A 21,981-nucleotide genomic window follows, 5' to 3' on the forward strand; every position below is an offset into this window, starting at 1 on the left:
CATTACGCTTCCACCGCACTAAAAATTTGTGAGTTTGCCATTCACTGCCTATATTGCGCCCTGCAAACTAGCTTAAACTACACACAAATTCTGAATTCATAAACTAAAACCAACAAATGTTTTATGCAAACATCGATTGAAACCAAAGACGATTTCTTTAGTAGCAAAGTATTGGGTCATCCGGCAGGATTATTCGTGCTTTTTTTTACAGAGATGTGGGAAAGATTTTCGTACTACGGCATGCGGGCACTGCTCGTTTTATTTTTGACCTCATCAATGTTTGGTGACAATCCTGGATGGGGATGGCCTAGAGAACATGCACTTGCTATTTATGGTTCTTATACATCTTTAGCATACTTAACACCAATTTTAGGTGGTTTTATTGCCGACAGATTTATCGGTTATCGCTGGGCGGTCATCCTTGGTGCACTATTAATGACTCTTGGTCACTTATCGATGGCTCTTGAATTCAATCCGATTTTCATGTATTTAGGTTTATGCCTTTTGGTAACAGGGAATGGCTTTTTTAAACCAAACATGACTTCGATTTTGTCGCACATGTACAAAAAACATCCTCAGAAAAAAGATGGCGCATACACTATTTTTTACATGGGTGTTAACTCAGGAGCATTTTTGGGCATGTTATTATGTGGTTATATTGGCGAAAATCCAAACTGGGGATGGAGCTATGGTTTTGGCCTGGCAGGTATTTTCATGTTTGTTGGAATGCTTCAATTCTACTTCACGAAAAATATTTTTGGCTCTATTGGGTTAAAACCTGAGAAAAACAATGTTGTAGTTGACGAGGATGAAGATCCGGCTGAAGCTAAGAAAAATCCCTTCTCTATATTTGACATCGTTCTGATCGCTTTAATTTCAATTGTTGGCCTGGTTTGGATTATCAATGATCCAGTCTCTAAAATTACAGGCTCTACCGTGTTCAACTTTAATGTTGGTGCTTTAACGGGAGATAATTTTGCCATTATTGTTGCACTGACATTATTTATTTTTATTTTGATAAAAAGAATTGCTCAATATACGCCTCAACTTCGAGATAAGATGATCGTTGTAATTGTGCTTGCTTTCATTACGATTTTCTTTTGGGCATCATTTGAACAGGCAGGAGGTTCAATGACAATTTTTGCAAAAGACTATACTGCCAGATTGCTGGAAGGAAATGCAAAGATCACTTTCAATGTTGCCAATACATTAATTACCGTGATTCCATTAGTAATTATCACTTATGTACTTTTCAGTTTATTCAGAAAAACCTTTGCCAAATTCGCTTTGGGCAACATCATACTGGCTACGGGTTTTGCAATCATTTGGGGATTGGTAATTTACATGCTTAAAAACCAATATGCCGACGTTCAGGCAGAGGTTCCGGCAACATGGTTTGGTGTATTAAACTCTTTATTCATTATTTCTTGTGCACCAATTGTTTCGAAGCTTTGGGAAAGCAAATTCAATCCTACAGCAACCGTTAAAAATGGTTTAGGAATGATTTTATTGGGAATAGGTTTTGCTGCTTTGGCTTATGGATCAAGTACCATTCCTTCAGGAGCAAAAGTTGCATCAGTGAGCATGATCTGGCTTATCCTGGCTTATTTCTTTCACACCATGGGAGAGTTATTCATCTCTCCGGTAGGCTTATCATATGTTTCTAAACTGGTTCCTGGTCGAATGATCGGAATTATGTTTGGCATATGGTATTTGGCCATTGCGATTGGAAATAAAATTGCTGGCACCATGGGTGGAATGATTGATAAAATTACAGCTCAATATTCCATGTCAACATTCTTTTTGATATTCACATTGATACCAGTAGGATTGGGCATTTTCATTATGCTCCTCACTCCTATCATCAAAAAACTAATGCACGGGGTAAAATAACATGCAGATAGCTACAGAAAAAACACCTTCTATAGAAACCTTAGAAGCCATTCAAAATTTTGAAGGTAAATACCCTAAACAACTTTGGCATTTATCATTAGTAGAAATGTGGGAACGATTCTGTTTTTACGGAATGCGTGGCGTTTTGGCTTTCTTTATGGTCGATCAGTTAGGTTTAACTGATCAAAAATCAAACCTGCAATATGGCGCTATTCAGGCCTTCGTTTATGCTTTTACTTTTATAGGTGGAATATTTGCCGATAAAATTTTAGGGTTCAGAAAATCTCTGTTCTGGGGTGGCTCCTTAATGATTATCGGAAACCTGATTCTTGCCTTTTCACCACATGATTTATTTTATGTGGGCATTACCTTATCCATCATTGGCACAGGTTTTTTCAAACCCAATATTTCATCAATGGTTGGAGAACTTTATCACGAAAAAGACAATAGAAGAGATGCAGGTTATGGCCTTTTCTATGCAGGAATTAATGTTGGCGGTCTTTTAGGTGGCGCCATGTGTATTTACCTGGGTAAATATGTTTCGTGGCATTTATGCTTCCTTTCGGCAGCTTTAGTCATGACATTTGGTTTAGGTACTTTTATTTTTACCAAAAAATACTTAGGCCCGATTGGTAATTCTCCGCTTCTTCATTTAGAAAAAGCCAAAAGAACAGCTTACGAAATAGTGGTTTATGCAGGCTCATTATTTTGTATCCCTTTGATTTTTATCATGGTTAGAAATACTGCGTTTACCGACTACTTCATGTACACAATCGGCATAATTGCTTTGGTTTATTTCTTTTATGAAACCATCAAAATCAAAGATAAAACAGCTCAATATAAATTATTAGCTGCTTTTGTATTTATCTTTTGCTATTTCATTTTCATGGCAATTTCTGAGCAAAGCGGCGGTTCATTATCGTTATTTGCGAAAGATAATTTAAATCATAATCTGCTCTTTTTTAATGTCGACCCTAATGTGATTAACAATAGTGTAAATTCATTTTTCGTTATTGTGTTTAGTCCTATTGTTGGTATTTTATGGCTGGGCTTATACAAACGTAAAATCGAACCTAATACCGTAGTAAAATTTGGTTTGGGTTTTGTGTTATTGGCTGCAAGCTTTTACGTTTTTTATGCAACAAGATTCTTTGCAAATGAACAAGGCATCAGTTCTTTAAATGTTTTTACTTTTGCTTATTTACTGCTCACTCTTGGCGAATTGTGCATTGGTCCAATAGGAATGTCAATTATTACCAAGCTTTCTCCAAAGAAAATGTTTGGCATGATGATGGGATTGTGGTTTTTATTTAGTGCTTTCGGGCAATTGGCGGCTGGTAAATTAGGCGCAGAAATGTCGAGCATTGACAATGCAACTTTGCCAACTAAATTGATTGCTTATACTGAAGGGTATAAATCACTTGCTTTATATTCCTTAATTGCCGGATTAGCTTTAATTGTCTTTTCACAATTAATTAAAAAATTAATGCACGAGGTTAGATAAAACATTTAACAAGATTTAACCTGTATTGACTTAGTTAATACGGGTTTTTTCATATTTAATATTTACTTTCGCCCCTTAGAAAGTGAAAGGCTAAAGCTTAAGATCTAAAATATTAAAACCACAATAAGTGTCAGACAGTTTAGTTATTATTCCCACCTACAACGAGAAGGAAAACATTGAAAAGATTATTCGTAAGGTATTTTCTTTACCTCAGGCTTTTCATGTTTTAATCATTGATGATGGATCACCAGATGGGACGGCTGAAATTGTAAAAACTCTTCAGCAAGAATACAATGGCCATTTGTTTATTGAAGAACGTGCCGGTAAACAGGGTTTGGGCACAGCTTACATTTATGGATTCAACTGGGCTTTGCAGAGAGAATATGCTTATATATTTGAAATGGATGCCGATTTTTCTCACAATCCTGATGATCTTGCCCGATTACGCGAAGCTTGCGTAAATGGCGCTGATGTAGCAATCGGATCCAGATATGTTAGAGGCGTTAACGTTGTAAACTGGCCAATGGGCAGGGTTTTAATGTCTTATTTTGCTTCTATGTATGTTCGTTTCATCACAAGAATAAACATTAAGGATGCTACTGCCGGCTTTAAATGTTACAGAAGGACTGTATTGGAAACCATTCCTTTAAATAAGATCAGATTTGTGGGTTACGCCTTTCAAATCGAAATGAAGTTTACAGCGATTAAATTTGGATTCAAGGTAGTAGAAGTGCCGATTATATTTACAGATAGAACGGAAGGGACTTCTAAAATGAGCACCAAAATTTTCAGAGAGGCTTTTTTAGGTGTCATTCAAATGAAAGTGAGCAGTTGGTTCAGGGATTATAAACGGGAATAAGGTTCATTAGTCATTTGTTCATTACTAAAATAATGACTAACGACTTTAGACTCAAGACTTCTTACCCTGACTTTCCCGTATCATCGCACCAAAGTCTTGCAGTTTTTCCATTGCTGTTACGGTCATGGCCAGTCGTTTAGTTCTTGTGGCTTCAGTTTTAGCCTCATTAATCCACTTGATGAAATAATTCTGATGAGATTTCGGTTGCTGGAGAAAACAAGTTAACAAATGCTCTTCTTCAGTTAAACAGATTTCTAAATCCTCAGGCATTTCGATCTTAAAATCTTTATCTTCTTCCAGCCATAATTCTACCTTTGCACCCGCTTCTTTCTTTAACTTTTTACGAAGCTCTGCTTTTAATGCAATAATGAAATCACCTGCTCCCATCGGAATGGTGGCCATGCCGCCAATTTCAACATGATCAATTTTCCCTTTTACCCTGAATGATACTTTGCAATCAGGTTTGATATCATTAGCGATTGCTGCCGGAATAAAAACATAACTCCAACCTGTTTTTTCGCCCATTTGTTCAAACCGTTCTATTTCTGCATTAAAGTGAATCATAAATAAAAATATAATATTTATTCGGCTCATAAAACAACTAAATCATGAGCCGAACAGACCAGTTAATTGGCTCATTTATTCAACTGCCACCGGATTCATATGTATATCCAGTTTGGCAAACTTTAAAACTTCTACACTTTGAAAACCAAAATCCTCAACTATTTTGCCTAAAATCAAATAACATCCTTTTCCTTTAAAAGGATAGATCGGAGTCGTATCGGGGAAATGTGTGGTGTCAAAAAAATCGCCATTGGCATCTAAAAAGGTACCAAACCACATTTTAGTACTTTTAATCGTATGAACTGTTTTTTCGCAAACATAGTTACCAACCATTTTTACCGTTTGGCCAATGTGTTTATGCATATCGGCAGCCATTACATTGCCACGATAGCTGGTTTTTAAAAAATCGAACATGTTAAAATTTAAAGGATAGCCCAGTAACTCCAGTTCAGTATAAGCATCTTCAAGTTCTGAGTTTTCGAGTTCTGGCAACACATATTGTTTATGTTCGAGATTAAATAATTCAGTGGCGTTTATTTTTTTCTGTTTATGCCCCAGGTAATTATAAATATCCCAAAGCAATGTCTTTTTATCCTTACCTGTAAATCTCAAAGCACCTAACCTGATCAATAAAATTGCCTGATCTAAAGTGATTTGCGTACGTTTTACAAATTCTTCCAGATCTTTAAAAAACCCATTCAACCTACGTTCACGGGGAATAGTTTCAATAAATTTGCTTTCCAGGCCTTGTATACCAATAAACCCTAAATAAGCATCATTACCATTTATATTTACCACTTCATCACTATGATTTACGCAAGGCAAGTGAACCTTTGCTCCGGTTTTTTGAAGTTCATGCACATAAACCCAACGACTGTAAAAACCACCGTAATTATTTAAAACGGCAACCATAAACTCTTTGGGATAATAGGTTTTAAGATATAAACTTTGATAGCTTTCTACTGCAAAAGATGCAGAATGTGCTTTTGAAAAACTATAACCTGCAAATGAGGAGATTTGACGCCAAACTTCGGTAATTAATTTTTCCGAATGCCCCTGCTTACGGGCAGAAATAAAAAATTTATTAACCAGTTCTTCAAAAGCAAGTTTCGACCGGTATTTTCCGCTCATGGCCTTACGCAAAATATCTGCATCAGCTAAATCCAAACCAGCAAAATAATGGCAAACCTTAATTACGTCTTCCTGATATACCATTACGCCATAAGTGTCTTTCAGTTGTTCTTCCATTTCTTTACATAAATACACTACCTGATCCGGGGCATGGTAGCGTTCAATAAAAGACTTCATCATTCCGGAACTTGCCACCCCTGGCCGAATAATAGAACTTGCGGCCACCAGAGTAAGGTAATCTTCACATTTCAGCTTTTTCAACAACTGACGCATGGCTGGCGATTCAATATAAAAACAACCTATCGGCTGGCCTGCCCTCAAAATACCGTTGAGTTTGGGGTCGTTTTTGAAAGTCTTGAAATCGTGAATATCGATATCACAATCACAATTTTGCTTAATGATTTGTACTGCCTCGCGAATATGGCCAATACCACGCTGGCTTAAAATATCGAACTTTTCATAACCAATGGCTTCTGCTTCATACATATCCCATTGTACCGTTGGAAATCCCTTTGGTGGCATATCTAAAGCAGTGTAATAAGTTATAGGTTCTTGAGAAATAAGAATTCCTCCAGCATGAATAGAACGCTGATTAGGTTTACTTTTCAGGTGCTGATGTACAGCAATGAGCTTTTGATAGGTGGCATTTTGCTGGTTTTCCCGCTCTCTTGCAGGATCAGTAAAACCATCAATTTCTACTTTCGGCAAGCCCAAAACTTTCCCTATTTCCCGAATAATTGCCCGGTCTTTATAAGTGCTCATCGTTCCTAAGAAAGCAACGTGCCTTTTAGGATATTTTTTAAAGATATATTCCTGAATGGTTTTCCTTTCATCCCAGGCAAAATCAATATCAAAATCAGGCGGACTTGTTCGTTTCTCATGCAAGAAGCGTTCAAAGTAAAGGTCGAGGTCAATGGGGTCAACATCTGTAATACGCATACAGTATGCAACAATACTATTGGCTCCTGAACCCCGGCCAACATGATAAAATTTACACTTACTTATTGCGTAACGAACAATATCGAAAGTGATTAAAAAATAAGCACAATAATTCTTTAATTCAATAATCCGCAACTCCTTTTCCATCCGCTCCAATGCAACGGGATTGTTTTTTCCATACCGGTATTCCAAGCCTTTGTATGCAATTCTTCTAAGTAACAACTTATCAAGTTCTTCACCCTCTTTACAATATGAATACCTGTTTTTGGATTTTAACTCAGGCTCAAAATATATGCTTAAATCACAAGCATCAATTAACTTTTGAGTATTTTCAACAATAAAAGGAAATGTTTCGAACTTGATTTTCAACTCTTCCTCAGGAATTAAACATTCATCTTTAGCACATTTCGATTCTTCGGGAACCATACTTAAAAGGGTGTTCAATTCTATGGCTCGTAAATATTCGTGCAGACGATGCTCCACTTTATTACCTATGGTAACAGGATGCCAAACCACAAGCTTTTCTTTTTGCTGAAGTAAAGGATGTTTGAACAAGTAATTTATTTGATTACTTCTTATGCCTACAAATTCATTTGGTTTTAAAACCCGGTTGAAGATTTTAGTGAAAGGATAAATAATAAAAGCATTTTTGAAAACAGGCGCATCGCTTGGTAAGGGAATATCTTCAATGTTGTGAGCACTTAAAAACTCATTCAGTTCTCTCATCCCTTCTTTACTTTTAGCAATGCCAATGTATAAGGGTTGATTGTCTTTTCGAAATTCGATACCTGCAACAGGTTTTATATAATACGGAATATTACCCTTTTGAACCTCATCGGGTTCTTTTGTTACTCCTTGTTTTAAGCATTCCCTTATAAACTCTATTGCTCCTGTAGAGTTATTAATATCGGTTAAAACCATTTGATGAATCCCTAAAGCACGGGCATTTGAAACGATTGCCGGGATGTCCATCGTTCCGTATTTCAGGCTATATGAAGAGTGTACATTAAGAAACATTTGGTATGTTTATTTTCTCTTTATGAATGATGAATGATTTCTTATCCTGCGTAGACATTAGTGTTTACTTACCCTCAATCCCGTTATTTCAGATGGAATCCAAACGTCGTTAACTTAACTGGAAAGGTGCTGACCACGAAGTGGCTACAAAATCATTAAAAACAAAACTCTATCTTGTAAAACAAGTTCAGCACGTTAATAGCAGGAAAGTTGCTGACATAAATTCAGCATGACGACCGTTTTAGTCAAGCACTTGTTGCCAACGTACTATAGCCGCCTTGCCATAACATCATGTAATACTGAACATGGTTCAGCACCCTAATAGCAGGAAAGTTGCTGAAATAAATTCAGCATGGCGACCGTTTTAGCCAAACACTTTTTACCAACGTATTATAGCCGCCTCGCCATAACAATCACGTCATACTAAATGCGGTTTGGCACCCTAATAGCAGGAAAGATGCTGAAATAAATTCAGCATGACGACCGTTTTAGCCAAACACTTGTGCCAACGTATTATAGCCGCCTTGCCATAACATCATGTAATACTGAACATGATTCAGCACCGTAATAGCAGGAAAGTTGCTGAAATAAATTCAGCATAACGACCGTTTTAGTCAAAGCCTGACCACCGCGCTAACCAAACGTCTGTTAACGCCAGGTTGTGCCCTTTCCGCTATGGCCACCGCGCTATGCTGATCGCTTTAACCAATTCAAACAATTAACCAATTAACCAGTTTACCAGTTTACCAGTTTAAACGATTAACCAATTTACCAATTCAACCAACTAACCAATTCAAACTACTAACCAATTCAAACTATTCTCTAATCCAATTTCGTCGCTGTACCTAAATCAGAATTGATAAAAGTCCGAATTCTCGATCTTTTCCTTTCCTCTTCAGTTTTGTGCTCCTCTCCTTTTATTTTTCGCGGATTATATTTAATTACTTTTCCATTTTTATCCCTTTCCGGTCGTTTAACGATACAGGCTTTTACCACCGATTCTACACCGTAATGATCTCTTACCTTATCCATTGCCTGATATAAATCGTATTCTTCTTCCGAAGTATGGTACAAACCAATTTGTTCATACCCATTTACCAAATGCGAAAGTTTTACACCAATTAACCGTAATAACATACGCTTGGTATAAAGTCTTTTGAACAAATCATGTGCTTTAGCAATCAAGAAAGAATCCAGTGCAGTGTAAGGAATCCGGGCTTGTTGGGTTACCGTTTCGAAGTTCGAATAACGAATGGTAACTGTAATACATGCCGTTAATTTTTGCTGACTCCGAAGTTCGTATGTCAAATTGGTAACCATCCCACTCAAAATGGCTTTCATGCTGGAAATATCCATACTATCGCTCTCAAAAGTAGTTTGTGTACCGATCGATTTTCTTTCACGATAAGGAACTACAGGCGATAAATCTATCCCGTTTGCTTTTTGCCAAAGGCCCAAACCATGTTGTCCCAAAATTTTAAACATCAAATCCTGAGGAATTTCAGCTAATGTCTGAATTTTACGTACTCCCATTTCACTTAGCTTTTTATAAGTTGCATTACCAATACCTGGTATTTTATGTATAGCCAATGGATTTAAAAACGGTCGGACCTCGGGAAAAGGAACCTCCTTTTGTCCATTAGGTTTACATTCATTGGTTCCTATTTTGGCGACAGTTTTATTTACCGACAAGCCAAAAGAAATGGGTAATCCTGTTTCTTTAATTATGGTTTGCCTTAATTCAGAGGCAAACTTCATACAACCAAAAAATTTATCCATTCCAGTCATATCGATATAATGCTCATCAATGCTTGCTTTTTCAAATAAGGGGACGCGATTAACTATAATTTCGGTAATTTCCTGCGAGGCCTTTGAATATTCATCCATACTACCACGCACAAATATGGCCTGCGGACACAGTTGTTTCGCCATCCTACCAGGCATTGCTGCATGTACGCCAAATTTACGGGCTTCGTAGCTACACGAGGTTACCACTCCACGATCGGCATTACCACCAACAATTATAGGTTTACCAATTAAATCTGGGTTTTTCCGTAGTTCTACCGATACGAAAAAAGCATCCTGATCCATGTGAATAATATGTTTTTCCTTATCTGTCATTCAGTTAATCATGATCAATTTGCCATTAAGCTGTATTTCATTAGTCAAAAATACTAATATTAATAGTAATAAAAACAGAAATTCAAACTTTTTTCTTAAAAAAAACTAATTATATTAGACAAAAAAAAGAAGAATTAATTCTGATCTCTCATTAGATCAATTATTTGAATAAGTAGAGAAGTAAGTTTAAGGAAGAAAAGCCCTGAAATAACGGGTAGCCTCATTTATAGGAATGCTGTTAACCGAATTGATGAAATAAGTTCAGAATAAATGGGAACAACAAAACAAGAAGAACTAATATAGATTAGCAAAAAAAATGCCCTGGCATTTCCACCGGGGCACCCACTAAAAAAATTAATTACTACCGTTATAACCTTAATTTACAATTATTGTTTAACAATTTTGGATTCGGTTCTTCAATTTCCTCAATTAAACTTCGGGTTATTCATTCAATGGCTGCGCTTTGGAAACTTCGATTTAGAAAGCGAAATAAAAAACCTTCAGCCATCAACATTGTTTATTTTTAGTATCAGTAAAGTTTTATTAAACGAAAACAGTTATGAAGAAACAGAAAACGGAAGATAGCAAAAGCAAATCAAGCGGCACTTCTAAAGAAAAAGCCAGTTTTGATCAAAACGGAAAAGGGGCTTCTGACAAATATGGTCAGGCAGGTACTACCCCGAACGAATCAGGTGATGAGAACGGCGTTGGAACTACAAATAAAAACAGAAAATAAAGGAGTGATGGTCACTCCTTTATTTTTCGTAAATACTCATTTTCTCAGCGAGTTCAATAATACTTTTAATCTTCAATTTCTGGAAGAGCCTAAGCTTATAGGTGCTTACCGTTCCCATTTGTAAGTTCAACTGGTTCGAGATTTCTAATACTCCAATGCCTTTGGTAAGCAATTCAGCAACCTCTAATTCCCTGCCAGATAGTTTGGTAAAAGGATTATCTGCATCGTTACCTAAAATGCTATTAAACATATTTTCTTTAACATTTCTACTGGAGTAACGGCTTCCTGCCAGAATAGTGGTAATTGCAGTTACAATTTCAGATTCTTCGGCATTTTTAGTTAAGTATCCGGATGCACCTGATTTTAAATAAGGAACTGCATAAATATTTTCATTTAAAGATGAAAAAACCAATATTTTAGCGTTTGGCTGAACCAATTTAATCTGATCAATTACTTTCAAATTATTACCGCCCGGCAAATTAACATCGATGATAATCAGGTTTGGCGACTTTTCTGTTTCAACCAATGCCTGTTCCAATGTGGAGGCATGAATAATTTCAACACCAGCCCAAAAATCAGATATTAAACTTTTTAATCCCCGACGAATGATTTCATGATCATCTGCTACCAGTACGGTAAATGTACTTCCTGTATTTTTTGATTTCATTATATTAAGTATTATTCAATTCTTAAAGTTATATTTTTTATGCGATGATGTATGCAATTAATTATTAAAAAGACTATTTTGTATACCTGTAAATGTAAACATTATTATACAATTTCACATGTTTTTACACTTTTTGCACTTAAAAAACTCCAATACACTTCTTTATTTGTAGCGGCAACATCATCATTCAAGTTTGCCAGGGCAATAAATTCCTTATCAAAAGGCAATATCAGCAGCCCATCAAATTTATATCTCAACGCCATTGGCCGCTAATGCTGACCACAAAAGCGCTGACACCTGCAGTCCAATTCTTATTAGCCGTTCAGTTTTAATAAAACGTGATTGAGGATGTTAAAAAAGTTTACTCATTTTCCTGTATGATGTATATAGGTAAATTCTGTTTTTGTTTCTCATTTCCATGCATCAAGCCCCATTTAAATTTGATCAGGAAAAAATCATCCGATAAACAATTTGAAAAACCGGTTATCATTTGATTTAAATCACGCTCATTAATAAAAACAGCGGCTAAACCCAATGTTTTAAAAAGTCATAAAATGTGTCATTTTCACGTTGCTTATTGTACAATTATTAACAAAAACTGTATTACCAATACTACAAAGTAAACAAAAAAAGAGAATAACTTTTTTGATATCTGATTACATAGCAATAGAAGAGCGTTTTGTTGACAATAATCAACAACTATAATCACATATAGTGTTATTGTATGGATTTTAATGAAAAATGTAATTTTAAAACAAGGTAAATGACCCGGGATTTTTATAATCTCAGCCATTTAAAGAATGTATATTCTGATGATGAAGCGACGGCTTGGAATATTGCTATATTTTGGCTCTAACTCTGCTTAAAGTTTCTAATCTTATAGCCAAAAACGATGCAATATATTTGAGTGAAACGCGATTGATTAAATCTGGGAAAGATATTAAAAATCTTTTATACCTCATTTCAGCCGATGAGATTCTACATAAATATGCCCGCTCTTCTGCAGATCTATAATAAATTTCCATCAGCTTTCTCCCCACAATATTTGCTTCGGCAAAGTTTTCATATAAATATTCTGAAAGTACATGAGGAATCGCAATTAAATCAACGTCTTCCAAAGCCTGTAAATATTCTTCTGAATCGCCATCAATCCATAAATTCCGGATTGTTCCCACAATTTCATTTTCTTTGGCAATCCAGGTTGTTATTTCACTGTTGCCATCTTTGATAAATCCTCTTACAACACCTTTAACAATAAGAAAGAGATATTTATTTCGATCAACCGGAGAAACCAGATATTTATGCTTTTTATAGCTAATGGGAAATGTATGTTGATTAATACGTATTTCTATCTCATCATTGAGCGGATGAAATTTTTTAAAAATTGAAATCAATGGAGAAAAATTATTGTATTTCTTCCACCTATCTTTATCAGATAAATTAACTGCAATCATTTATAAATAACTATAGGGATAGATTTTATTCTAAAGGTTTTTTAGAATTACCATGTAAGTATATAAATATTGATTGAAAAAAAGAAGTTTTTTTTGACTTTTCTCAATTTTTATGTCCTTTTTACAGTATTTTTTCAACTCCTAACCCAAATAAAGCAAAATCATATTTAACCGGGTCGTTTATATCGAATTGTTTCAGATGATCAGTTAATTCTAAAGCTGTAAACCAATCGGTTTGCTTTCTGTTGATTAAGCCTAATAAACGTCCTACCCTATCCACATGAACATCACAGGGACAAATCAGATTTCGGGGCTTTAGTGTCTCCCAAATTCCAAAATCAACACCCTGATCATCTTGCCGAACCATCCATCTTAAAAACATATTTAATCGTTTACAAGTAGATTTTTGCCTTGGTGAGGAAATATGTTTCTTCGTTCTGCGTGGAAAATCTTCTAATGAGAAAAAATAATCCCTGAAATAATTCAGAGATTCTTCGATACTAAAACTGAGCGCTCCTGATAAACAAACCGCTGATGATAACCCGACACCATCGTGATTATTTGTTATTTCCATATAATCACTGATAAAAACGGCTTTCTGCGGAATAAAAGCTTGTTCTAAACTTTCAAAAGTTGAATAATGTGTTTTAAAAAAAGATATAAAATAGAGTAAATCAGTATCGTTAAAAGTTCTGTGTTTGAAATTTAGCAGATTCTTGAGATCATGATCTTGATGATTTAATACAAAATCAAATGGTGCATTATCCATTCTGGCCAGCAATTCCTTACATTTATTAATGATCGTTTTTCTTTGGCCCCAGGCTAAAACAGCTGCAAAAAAACCTGAAATCTCTATATCTTGTTTTTTTTGATAAAGATGGGGAATGCATATCGGATCATTTTCGATAAAATTGGGCTGATTATATTGTTCTACTTTACTGTCAAGAAAATTTTTAAGATCTAAAAAATCCATTCTTACTTTATATTAAAAAGTCATCCAATTAATATGCATGAGCTTATCAGTTGGATGACAAATAAATATCTACACAGCCTATTTGAAGCTGAAATCCGATCAATTTTATTTTAAGGCATTTTCTAAATCTTCAAGCAAATCATCTATATCTTCTACGCCTACACTAAGTCGTAATAAATTATCTGTCACGCCAACTTTTTCTCTCTCCTCTTTAGGGATAGATCCATGTGTCATGGTTGCAGGGTGATTGATTAATGACTCTACTCCGCCCAAAGATTCTGCCAATGTGAATACTTTGAAATTCGATGAAATTCTAAAGGTTTCTTCTAAATCTGCTCCTTTTAAAGTGATGGAAATCATTCCTCCAAAACCCCGCATTTGTCTTTTAGCCACATCATGATTAGGGTGATCTTCAAAACCTGGCCAATAAATCTGATCAACTTTAGGATGCGTTTTTAAATAATGAGCGATACGCTCGCCATTTTCACAGTGTGCTTTCATTCTGAGATGCAAGGTTTTTATCCCTCTTAAAACTAAAAATGAATCTTGTGGGCCAGGTGTTGCACCACAGGCATTATAAATAAACCAAAGATCTTTATATAATAGCTCATCATTGGTGATAAGTGCTCCCATCACTACATCAGAATGGCCGCCAATATATTTGGTTACAGAGTGCATTACAATATCAGCGCCTAAATCAATAGGATTTTGCAAATAAGGAGATGCAAAAGTATTATCAACGGTTAGAATAAGATTTTTCTCTTTGGTAATTTTTGCAACACCTTCAATATCGATTATCTGCATTGTTGGATTTGTAGGTGTTTCAATCCAAACCAGTTTGGTTTTATCATTGATATACGGTAACATGTTCTCTGGTTTTGAAAGATCCAGAAAATGAAATTTTATACCATATTTAGTGAAAATTTTAGTGAAGATCCTGTACGATCCTCCATATAAATCATTACCGGTAATAACCTCGTCACCAGGCTGAAGTAATTTCAATACTGCGTCGGTTGCACCCATGCCGCTTGAAAAAGCTAAACCATATTTTGCATTCTCTAAAGCGGCCAGGCAGTCTTCTAAAGCTTTCCGGGTAGGATTGGTTCCTCTGGAGTATTCATATCCTTTATTATCTCCGGGAGATTTTTGCCAGTAAGTTGAAGTCTGGTAAATAGGTGTCATTACAGCACCAGTTGTTGGATCAGGCTCTTGACCCGCATGTATGGCTTTTGTTCCGAATTTCATTTTTTATAGTATCAAGATATGAGTATCAAGTATCGAGATAAGATTTCAAAACATCTGTATCTCTGAAACTATTTTTACATTAACGTTTAAATCGATAACAAGAACTCCAAATTAACAATTCAAAGACTTGTCTAAGTTGTGAGCTGGAAGAACTCACGACTCAAGACTAACCTAATATGCTCTTGCGAACAATACTCTTTGTGTAGACGGTTTTCCGGAATAGATGCATACACCATCTTCCAGTTTATTATCTAAAGGAATACAACGAATAGTTGCTTTTGTTTCTTCTTTAATTTTTTGCTCGGTTTCCGGTGTTCCATCCCAGTGTGCAGAAATGAAACCTGCTTTGCCATCCAATAGTGCTTTAAATTCTTCATAGCTATTGGCCTCGGTGATATGTTCATCTCTGTAAGCCAACGCCTTATTAAACATACTGGTTTGAATATCTTCAAGTAATTTCACAATGTAAATATCCAATCCTTCCTGAGGAACTGTTTGTTTTACTTTGGTATCACGGCGAGCAATTTCTACGGTTTTATTTTCCATATCACGACCACCAATGGCAATGCGAACAGGAATACCTTTTAATTCATAATCTGCAAATTTAAATCCAGGACGTTGTGTATCTCTGTCATCGTATTTCACGGAAACACCCATTCCTTTTAAACGCATGGTAAGCTCATTTACGTAAGTAGAAATTTTTGCTAAATCTTCATCTCCTTTATAAATTGGCACAATTACCACTTGAGTTGGTGCTAATTTTGGCGGAATAATCAACCCTGAATCATCACTGTGTGCCATAATCAAAGCCCCCATTAATCGGGTAGAAACGCCCCATGAGGTTGCCCAAACGTGATCTAATTTCCCATCTTTACCTGTGAATTTAACATCGAAAGCCTTTGCAAAATTTTGCCCCAAAAAGTGAGATGTGCCAGCCTGCAAGGCTTTCCCATCCTGCATTAAAGCTTCAATGCAATAAGTATCAAGTGCTCCTGCAAATCTTTCATTAGGAGATTTTCTTCCCCGAATTACCGGAACGGCCAGCCAGTTTTCAGCAAAATCGGCATAAATGTGTAACATGCGTTCCGTTTCCTCGATAGCTTCTTCAGCAGTGGCATGTGCAGTGTGCCCCTCTTGCCACAAAAATTCTGCAGTACGTAAAAACAACCGGGTGCGCATTTCCCAACGTACAACATTTGCCCATTGGTTAATTAAAATTGGTAAATCTCTGTAGGATTGAATCCAACCTTTATACGTATTCCATATAATGGTTTCTGAAGTTGGACGAACAATTAACTCCTCTTCAAGTTTTGCGGTTTCATCCACTACAATATTACCATTACCATCATTTTTAAGACGATAATGTGTAACAACTGCACATTCTGTCGCAAAGCCTTCCACATGAGAGGCTTCTTTAGAGAAAAATGACTTCGGAATGAACAAAGGAAAATAAGCATTACTGTGCCCTGTATCTTTAAACATTTTATCGAGTACAGCCTGCATTTTTTCCCAAATAGCATAGCCATTTGGCTTTATTACCATACAACCTCTAACTGCTGAATGCTCAGCAAGATCGGCCTTTAAAACAATATCATTGTACCATTGCGAATAATCTGCGTCTCTGCTTGTAATTTCTTTGCTCATATTATGTATTTGGAACGTAATTTGTGTGTTAAAAAATGTAAGATTCGATCACAAATTTATAAATTTATGCCTACAAAACGATTATGAACGGCCGGCATTTATTTAAATACATAAATCTGACTAATTAAATAGTTGATTTTTAGTAAATTTGATCTATTTTTTAGTAAATTAGTACAACACACAACTAAATATAAACACAATGAAACCAATTAAATTTTTACCCATTGTTATGATTGCCGCCGCCGGGTTGGTGGCATCATGCTCTACATCAAAATTGGCTCAGACAAAAGCTAATGATGATGTTTATAATACTGTAGCGAAAGCGAGGGAGGTAGAAGCTTACGTTCCACCTCAAACTCAGGTTCAGGCGCAGGGCCAGCCTGATTACGATGATGAATATTATGGAACAAGTAATCCTTATTACGATATGGATTATTCATCCAGAATTAATCGATTTTATAACGGTTACAGCTGGCGCGGATATTACGATCCCTATTACGAAAACTTTTATTATGGAAATAGTTACGGCGTAACCAACTATTTAGGTTATGGCTTAGGCTGGAATACAGGCTTTGGGCTTGGCGGCTGGGGCTGGGGCGGTGGTTTCGGCTATGGCAGCATCTGGAACAATCCATTTTATTATGGCAATTTCGGTTACGGATGGAACAATTGGGGCTGGAATGCCTGGGGTCCATATTCATACTACGATCGCTTTGGTTGGGGCGGCGGCTGGTACGGTGGAGGCTGGGGTGTAGGCGGCGGCTATTATGGCGGTGGCATTTATACCAATAGCAATTACAAACCAAGACCAAACAGAGATGGCGACAACCGTGGAGCGTATGGTAACAGAGGAACAAGTAATATTCCTTCAAATGGCAACTACGGCCGACCTTCAACAGTAAATAATAACGCGGGCCGTCCTGAAAGATGGTCTAACGGCAACAACTCAACAGTAAGCGGACGTCCGGCTGGTACAAGTTCAAGACCAAGTCGTGATGATAGTTACAGGCCACAACCTCAACCGCAATCAGTTCAACCATCAAGCAGACCAGATCGTGGTAGCTACTCTCCTCCCCCTGCTCAATCTTCAGGTGGTGGTGGTGGTGGAAGCACCAGCGGCGGCGGTGGCGGCGGCAGACCAACAAGAGGCGGTAACTAATTGTAATACACACACATATTTATAAAATGAAACTAAGATCAATATTAATTGTGGCAGGAATAGTTTTTGCCAGCAATTCTTTATATGCCCAATACACAAGTGATGTATTACGTTTTTCTCAACCAGAGCAAGGATCTACTTCAAGATTTAAAGGCTTGGGAAATGCTCAAACTTCTTTAGGTGGCGACATTAGTGCTTTATCATCTAACCCGGCAGGTTTAGGTTTTTTTACCAAATCGGAATTTAACTTTACTCCTGAATTTAATAACTTTAAAGTTGGCTCTTCATACCTGAACAATGGAATTGATGATAGCAAAAGCAGAGTAGGAATCAATCAAATCGGGGCGGTGTTCTATTCTCCTGTAAATAAAGTTAAAGGATCAAATTTGAATGAAGGATGGGTTAGTGTGAATTTTGGCATTGGTTACAACAAAACCAATAACTTCAATACCAACATTACTTATGGCGGTGTAAACCCTACAAGTTCAATGGCAGATTATTTTGCAGACTTAGCTACTACTTATGGTAATGGTAATCCTGCAAATAATACCAATGCACTTACACCGGGCTCACTTGAAAGCATGGCTTACAAAAACTTCTTGATTGAATATGATCCAGCAGGATATTTTCCAACAACTAATTTAAACAGTAATCAGCAGAATATCATTAACCGTTCTGGTTCTCAATCTGAGGTTAATCTGGGAATGGCAGGCAACTATGGTAATAAATTATATCTTGGTATTTCTGTTGGTTTAGCTAACATTAACTATACTTCAGACCGGGCCTATACTGAAAGTGGTACAAATAGAACCTTTGCCGGTCAGGACCCAGTATTTGCTGGTGGAACTTACAGTTTTGCATATAACTCCATTCAACAAACCAAAGGTAATGGTATTAATGCAAAATTAGGTTTAATATATAAACCAGTTAATGAATTGAGATTAGGGTTAAGTTTTATTACACCGACATGGTATAGCTTAACAGATAGATTTTCTGAAAACCTGAGCACCAGGTACAAACAAGCTAATGGAGTTGCTATTCCAGAATATACAAATGCATTAGAGACTTACGATTCTGAATATCGTTTAAGAACCCCTTATAGAGTTAACGGTGGTGCATCTTACATCATTGGCAATAGTGGCTTAATTAGTGCAGACATTGAGTATGTAGATTACAGCAGCATACACTTCTCTTCTGATTTTGTTAATGAAGAGAGAAATACCAACAGGGATATAGCTGCTCTTTATAAAGGAAATTTCAACTACAGAGTTGGTGCCGAATTTAAGGTAGTAGATCAATTTATGATTAGAGGAGGTTTCAACTATGCCGGATCACCTTATAAAAACATCGATATCAATACCACTTCATACAGTGGGGGCTTAGGTTATCGTTTTGATAATTATTATTTAGATGTAACTTACAGACACACTAAATTTGATTCGACAAGTTCTCCTTATACCATTTCGGCCGACTATCCAGATTATAACTTTACAAGTGCAGGTCCAACTGCTAACTTAAAAAACACAGCAGATAATGTTTATGTGACTTTTGGAGTGAGGTTTTAAATAACAGGCCACTAAAATTTTAATTAGCAGACACTAAAACTCCCGATTAAATTCGGGAGTTTTTTTATGGATGCTTAATCGAAATATACTTTTCGCCATACACTACGCCATTTCTGGTTACTCCTTGAATAATAATTTTAAAACTTCCTGTTAAATCTCCTGTATTAAAGGTAACGTTGGCCTCTCCCTCATTGTTCAATTGTTTCTGGTAATTCCAATATACGGTGGCAAAATTTATAGGTTCATTCTTATTTTTAATATCAGAGACATAAAATTCTTTGGGAAGATTTATCCCCTTAAGCATGTAAATATTGGATTTGTTCCCTTGATCTCTGCAACCTCCATAAACAATTGTTCCCCCTCGTCCGTTCGAATATGATTTACCTTCTATTGGCGGTTTATTTGTGGAGTTAAACTGATGGTTTGGACAATTTAAAATATTATACGGACAAACATAATCGCCACATTTATTAGAGACAAAGGTAAAATTATCCTGACCACCTTTAATTGTAACTTCTTTCAGATTGATTCCACCTGGAGCAGAAATATTCTGATGGTCGATCACAATCATAGATCTGGTTATTTCTGTTTCGTAATGTTGTTTTTGCAGCTGTTTTTTTATTTCATTAACCGGATCATTTATGGTTAAAGTATAGTTTGCAGGATTTTTAACGCCTAAATTTAACCATATTTGATCCTTATCAGTTGTAATTAAACTTTCGAACGGGATATTGAAACTACCCGAATCATCACTAGTTACAGAATGAATAGTGTTTTGTGTGATTGCATTTATCGTTATTGGCTCTCCGGGTTTTTTCTTCCCTTTGAGTATCTGGCCTGTAACTTCAGCACTTGATATCCTGTTCTTTAAATCATTTTGTTTAATTAATGGCCATTTATATTTCCGCCATCCTTTAATTAAAAGAACATCATTGAGAAAATCCCGATCTGAAATCTTTAATCCCATCGGATTAACCGGTAGTTTTACCAGTTCTTTTTCAAGCAAAGAGTAATCCACAATATTAATGTTGTTTGCAGTTGAAAACCGATTGGTTTGAACACAAGCTATTGAAACCAATCCCTGAAAGGAAGCACTTATACCTGAAGCTACTTTTAAAGAAAGCTGAACACTATCTCTCGTATTGTATTCTTCTTTATCAGTTAAGATTTGTAATTGATTAAGCTGATCATAATGGGCAAAAAAAATTCGTTCAGCAACAGGCTTGAATGAACTATCAAGAATTGTGAGTGTATTTAATCCTATTGGAACAGAATCGAGGTTAAATTTCACATTTTGAATTGACATTTGCTTTAAATCAAATTCACTTTGAAGTGAAACATTTAAATAATCATGCACAATTGCATATACTTTAGTATTAATGTTGCTCTGTAATTGTACTCTTAAATCATTATCAGCAACAACATCCTTTGCATTAATGGTAACTCCGTTCTTCAATATTTCCGGTAATTCAAACCAATACTCTTCCTGATCTGCTGTTAAAAGCTTAATGGTGTATTTTTTATCAATATTTGGTTTAATATGAAACGAACCCAAACCAACAGTATTCGAGCTTATGGTATCTATCACATTGTTTCCTTGGTACAATACAGCCCTCAGCTTAATCACATTATTTTCTAAATCCTTAACTTCAAATCCAACCTTACCATTCAATCCATTGACCAAATAACCGCTTTCAGGATAAAAGTTAACTTTATATTTTTTAGGTTTAAAAATCGGCAAATCATATTTTATATACCTCAGCTGATTATCTTTTTTAATACTGATGGTCAATAAATTATTCTCAGGTTCAATTTTATCTGCAGGAAAGTCGATCATCAGTTCTCCAATAACGCTGCTTTTCGCACTTCCACTTCTCATTATTTTATTTCGCCCGATGGTATATTTAATTTCGGCGTTTTCTACAAATCGATTGTCGCTTGTTAAAATTTTGAGAAGAGCTGTTCCGTTTTTTGTTTGTTCATCGTACGATTTAAAAATGGAAACATTTGCAATCAATGGATTTTTGGTAGTGGATTTTATTAAAATTGGTTGAATAAATTCTCCATCGATTTCGCCTTTAACTTTAATATTTGTACTGACCACAAAACGATAGGAACCACCTGGCAAGGAATCTGGAAGTGTTAAATTTCCAAAAGAAAATCCGCTATCGATAAGGAACTTATCCTGAAGAACGACTGTACTGTCTTTATTGTTTACTAAAGAGACATATAAAGTATGGTAATTATTTAAGTTAGTAATGGTTTTGAGCAGGTAACCAGTAAACCAAACCTGATCATTATTGGAATAAATGTTCTTATCAAAGTGTACAAATAAGGTTGATTCTGCATTTTGCAAACCGTGATGATATAAATTAGAAGCGACACTGTCAAGTTGCTGAGCTGATGATTTGAAACAACAAGTTAGCGTTAAGATGAAAAAACAAAAAGCACTACAAAATTTAGGAACCATAGAGAATCATGTACCTAAAAATCAATAAATTATTTTAATT

16 protein-coding genes are annotated in these 21,981 nt (G+C 35.9%); 6 read left to right on the plus strand and 10 right to left on the minus strand.

The features are described 5' to 3' along the window. Positions 1-123 precede the first annotated feature (123 nt). The 3 genes from DU508_RS03320 to DU508_RS03330 all read left to right on the plus strand — a co-directional run bounded on the left by DU508_RS03320 (position 124) and on the right by DU508_RS03330 (position 4,256). Positions 124-1,893 carry a peptide MFS transporter gene (locus tag DU508_RS03320; RefSeq protein WP_115401411.1) on the plus strand — a complete coding sequence of 590 codons (1,770 nt, stop codon included), beginning with the start codon at positions 124-126 and terminating at the stop codon, positions 1,891-1,893. Between the two features lies 1 nt (position 1,894). Then, positions 1,895-3,397, plus strand: a complete 1,503-nt coding sequence (locus DU508_RS03325; RefSeq protein ID WP_115401412.1) for a peptide MFS transporter — start codon at positions 1,895-1,897, stop codon at positions 3,395-3,397. A gap of 127 nt (positions 3,398-3,524) precedes the next feature. Beyond that, positions 3,525-4,256, plus strand: a complete 732-nt coding sequence (locus DU508_RS03330) for a polyprenol monophosphomannose synthase (RefSeq protein ID WP_115401413.1) — start codon at positions 3,525-3,527, stop codon at positions 4,254-4,256. Positions 4,257-4,307: 51 nt separating this feature from the next. On the opposite strand, the gene DU508_RS03335 is transcribed toward DU508_RS03330, so the two are convergent. From DU508_RS03335 to dinB, 3 genes are all read right to left on the minus strand, one after another. Beyond that, positions 4,308-4,820 (minus strand): YdeI/OmpD-associated family protein, encoded by a 513-nt coding sequence (locus DU508_RS03335; protein WP_115401414.1) that lies wholly within the window; start codon positions 4,818-4,820, stop codon positions 4,308-4,310. A gap of 75 nt (positions 4,821-4,895) precedes the next feature. Further along, a complete protein-coding gene (gene dnaE / locus DU508_RS03340) occupies positions 4,896-7,907 on the minus strand; it encodes a DNA polymerase III subunit alpha (RefSeq protein WP_115401415.1) in 3,012 nt (1,003 codons plus the stop codon). Positions 7,908-8,729: 822 nt separating this feature from the next. Then, positions 8,730-10,028 (minus strand): DNA polymerase IV, encoded by a 1,299-nt coding sequence (gene dinB, locus DU508_RS03345; RefSeq protein ID WP_115401416.1) that lies wholly within the window; start codon positions 10,026-10,028, stop codon positions 8,730-8,732. 559 nt (positions 10,029-10,587) lie between these two features. Between dinB and DU508_RS23755 the strand changes: the two genes are divergently transcribed. Further along, positions 10,588-10,764, plus strand: coding sequence for a hypothetical protein (locus DU508_RS23755; protein WP_158542120.1), 177 nt, complete (start codon positions 10,588-10,590; stop codon positions 10,762-10,764). Between the two features lie 19 nt (positions 10,765-10,783). Here the strand turns inward: DU508_RS23755 and DU508_RS03355 are convergent, their stop codons facing one another. From DU508_RS03355 to proS, 6 genes are all read right to left on the minus strand, one after another. Beyond that, on the minus strand, positions 10,784-11,431 hold the full coding sequence (locus tag DU508_RS03355) for a response regulator (RefSeq protein WP_115401418.1): 648 nt from the start codon (positions 11,429-11,431) through the stop codon (positions 10,784-10,786). 104 nt (positions 11,432-11,535) lie between these two features. Then, complete coding sequence (locus DU508_RS23760; protein WP_158542121.1) at positions 11,536-11,694, minus strand: hypothetical protein; 159 nt, start codon at positions 11,692-11,694, stop codon at positions 11,536-11,538. Between the two features lie 576 nt (positions 11,695-12,270). Next, positions 12,271-12,885, minus strand: coding sequence for a Crp/Fnr family transcriptional regulator (locus tag DU508_RS03360; protein ID WP_115401419.1), 615 nt, complete (start codon positions 12,883-12,885; stop codon positions 12,271-12,273). Positions 12,886-13,006: 121 nt separating this feature from the next. Next, positions 13,007-13,858, minus strand: a complete 852-nt coding sequence (locus DU508_RS03365; RefSeq protein ID WP_115401420.1) for a TIGR02757 family protein — start codon at positions 13,856-13,858, stop codon at positions 13,007-13,009. 105 nt (positions 13,859-13,963) lie between these two features. Next, entirely contained in the window at positions 13,964-15,103 is a 1,140-nt protein-coding gene (locus DU508_RS03370; protein WP_115401421.1) for a cystathionine gamma-synthase, read from the minus strand. A 171-nt stretch (positions 15,104-15,274) separates the two neighbouring features. Beyond that, positions 15,275-16,747: a proline--tRNA ligase gene (gene proS / locus DU508_RS03375; RefSeq protein WP_115401422.1), complete on the minus strand. Its 1,473-nt coding sequence runs from the start codon at positions 16,745-16,747 to the stop codon at positions 15,275-15,277. Positions 16,748-16,946: 199 nt separating this feature from the next. On the opposite strand from proS, the gene DU508_RS03380 reads away from it, so the two are divergent. Both DU508_RS03380 and DU508_RS03385 read left to right on the plus strand, forming a co-directional pair. After that, positions 16,947-17,906 carry a hypothetical protein gene (locus DU508_RS03380; RefSeq protein ID WP_115401423.1) on the plus strand — a complete coding sequence of 320 codons (960 nt, stop codon included), beginning with the start codon at positions 16,947-16,949 and terminating at the stop codon, positions 17,904-17,906. Positions 17,907-17,932: 26 nt separating this feature from the next. Continuing rightward, a complete protein-coding gene (locus DU508_RS03385; protein WP_115401424.1) occupies positions 17,933-19,471 on the plus strand; it encodes an OmpP1/FadL family transporter in 1,539 nt (512 codons plus the stop codon). 64 nt (positions 19,472-19,535) lie between these two features. Here DU508_RS03385 and DU508_RS03390 read toward each other — a convergent pair whose 3' ends face one another. Further along, on the minus strand, positions 19,536-21,827 hold the full coding sequence (locus DU508_RS03390; protein WP_147273584.1) for a hypothetical protein: 2,292 nt from the start codon (positions 21,825-21,827) through the stop codon (positions 19,536-19,538). Positions 21,828-21,981: the final 154 nt, after the last annotated feature.

This window comes from Pedobacter chinensis (assembly GCF_003339865.1).
GTDB classification, from domain to species: domain Bacteria; phylum Bacteroidota; class Bacteroidia; order Sphingobacteriales; family Sphingobacteriaceae; genus Pedobacter; species Pedobacter chinensis.

Coding starts and splice junctions, on each gene's coding strand:
- DU508_RS03320 (WP_115401411.1), top strand. CDS start 124: ATGCAAACATCGATTGAAACCAAAGACGATTTCTTTAGTAGCAAAGTA.
- DU508_RS03325 (WP_115401412.1), top strand. CDS start 1,895: ATGCAGATAGCTACAGAAAAAACACCTTCTATAGAAACCTTAGAAGCC.
- DU508_RS03335 (WP_115401414.1), bottom strand. CDS start 4,820: ATGATTCACTTTAATGCAGAAATAGAACGGTTTGAACAAATGGGCGAA.
- dnaE (WP_115401415.1), bottom strand. CDS start 7,907: ATGTTTCTTAATGTACACTCTTCATATAGCCTGAAATACGGAACGATG.
- dinB (WP_115401416.1), bottom strand. CDS start 10,028: ATGACAGATAAGGAAAAACATATTATTCACATGGATCAGGATGCTTTT.
- DU508_RS23755 (WP_158542120.1), top strand. CDS start 10,588: ATGAAGAAACAGAAAACGGAAGATAGCAAAAGCAAATCAAGCGGCACT.
- DU508_RS03355 (WP_115401418.1), bottom strand. CDS start 11,431: ATGAAATCAAAAAATACAGGAAGTACATTTACCGTACTGGTAGCAGAT.
- DU508_RS23760 (WP_158542121.1), bottom strand. CDS start 11,694: ATGGCGTTGAGATATAAATTTGATGGGCTGCTGATATTGCCTTTTGAT.
- DU508_RS03360 (WP_115401419.1), bottom strand. CDS start 12,885: ATGATTGCAGTTAATTTATCTGATAAAGATAGGTGGAAGAAATACAAT.
- DU508_RS03365 (WP_115401420.1), bottom strand. CDS start 13,858: ATGGATTTTTTAGATCTTAAAAATTTTCTTGACAGTAAAGTAGAACAA.
- DU508_RS03370 (WP_115401421.1), bottom strand. CDS start 15,103: ATGAAATTCGGAACAAAAGCCATACATGCGGGTCAAGAGCCTGATCCA.
- proS (WP_115401422.1), bottom strand. CDS start 16,747: ATGAGCAAAGAAATTACAAGCAGAGACGCAGATTATTCGCAATGGTAC.
- DU508_RS03380 (WP_115401423.1), top strand. CDS start 16,947: ATGAAACCAATTAAATTTTTACCCATTGTTATGATTGCCGCCGCCGGG.
- DU508_RS03385 (WP_115401424.1), top strand. CDS start 17,933: ATGAAACTAAGATCAATATTAATTGTGGCAGGAATAGTTTTTGCCAGC.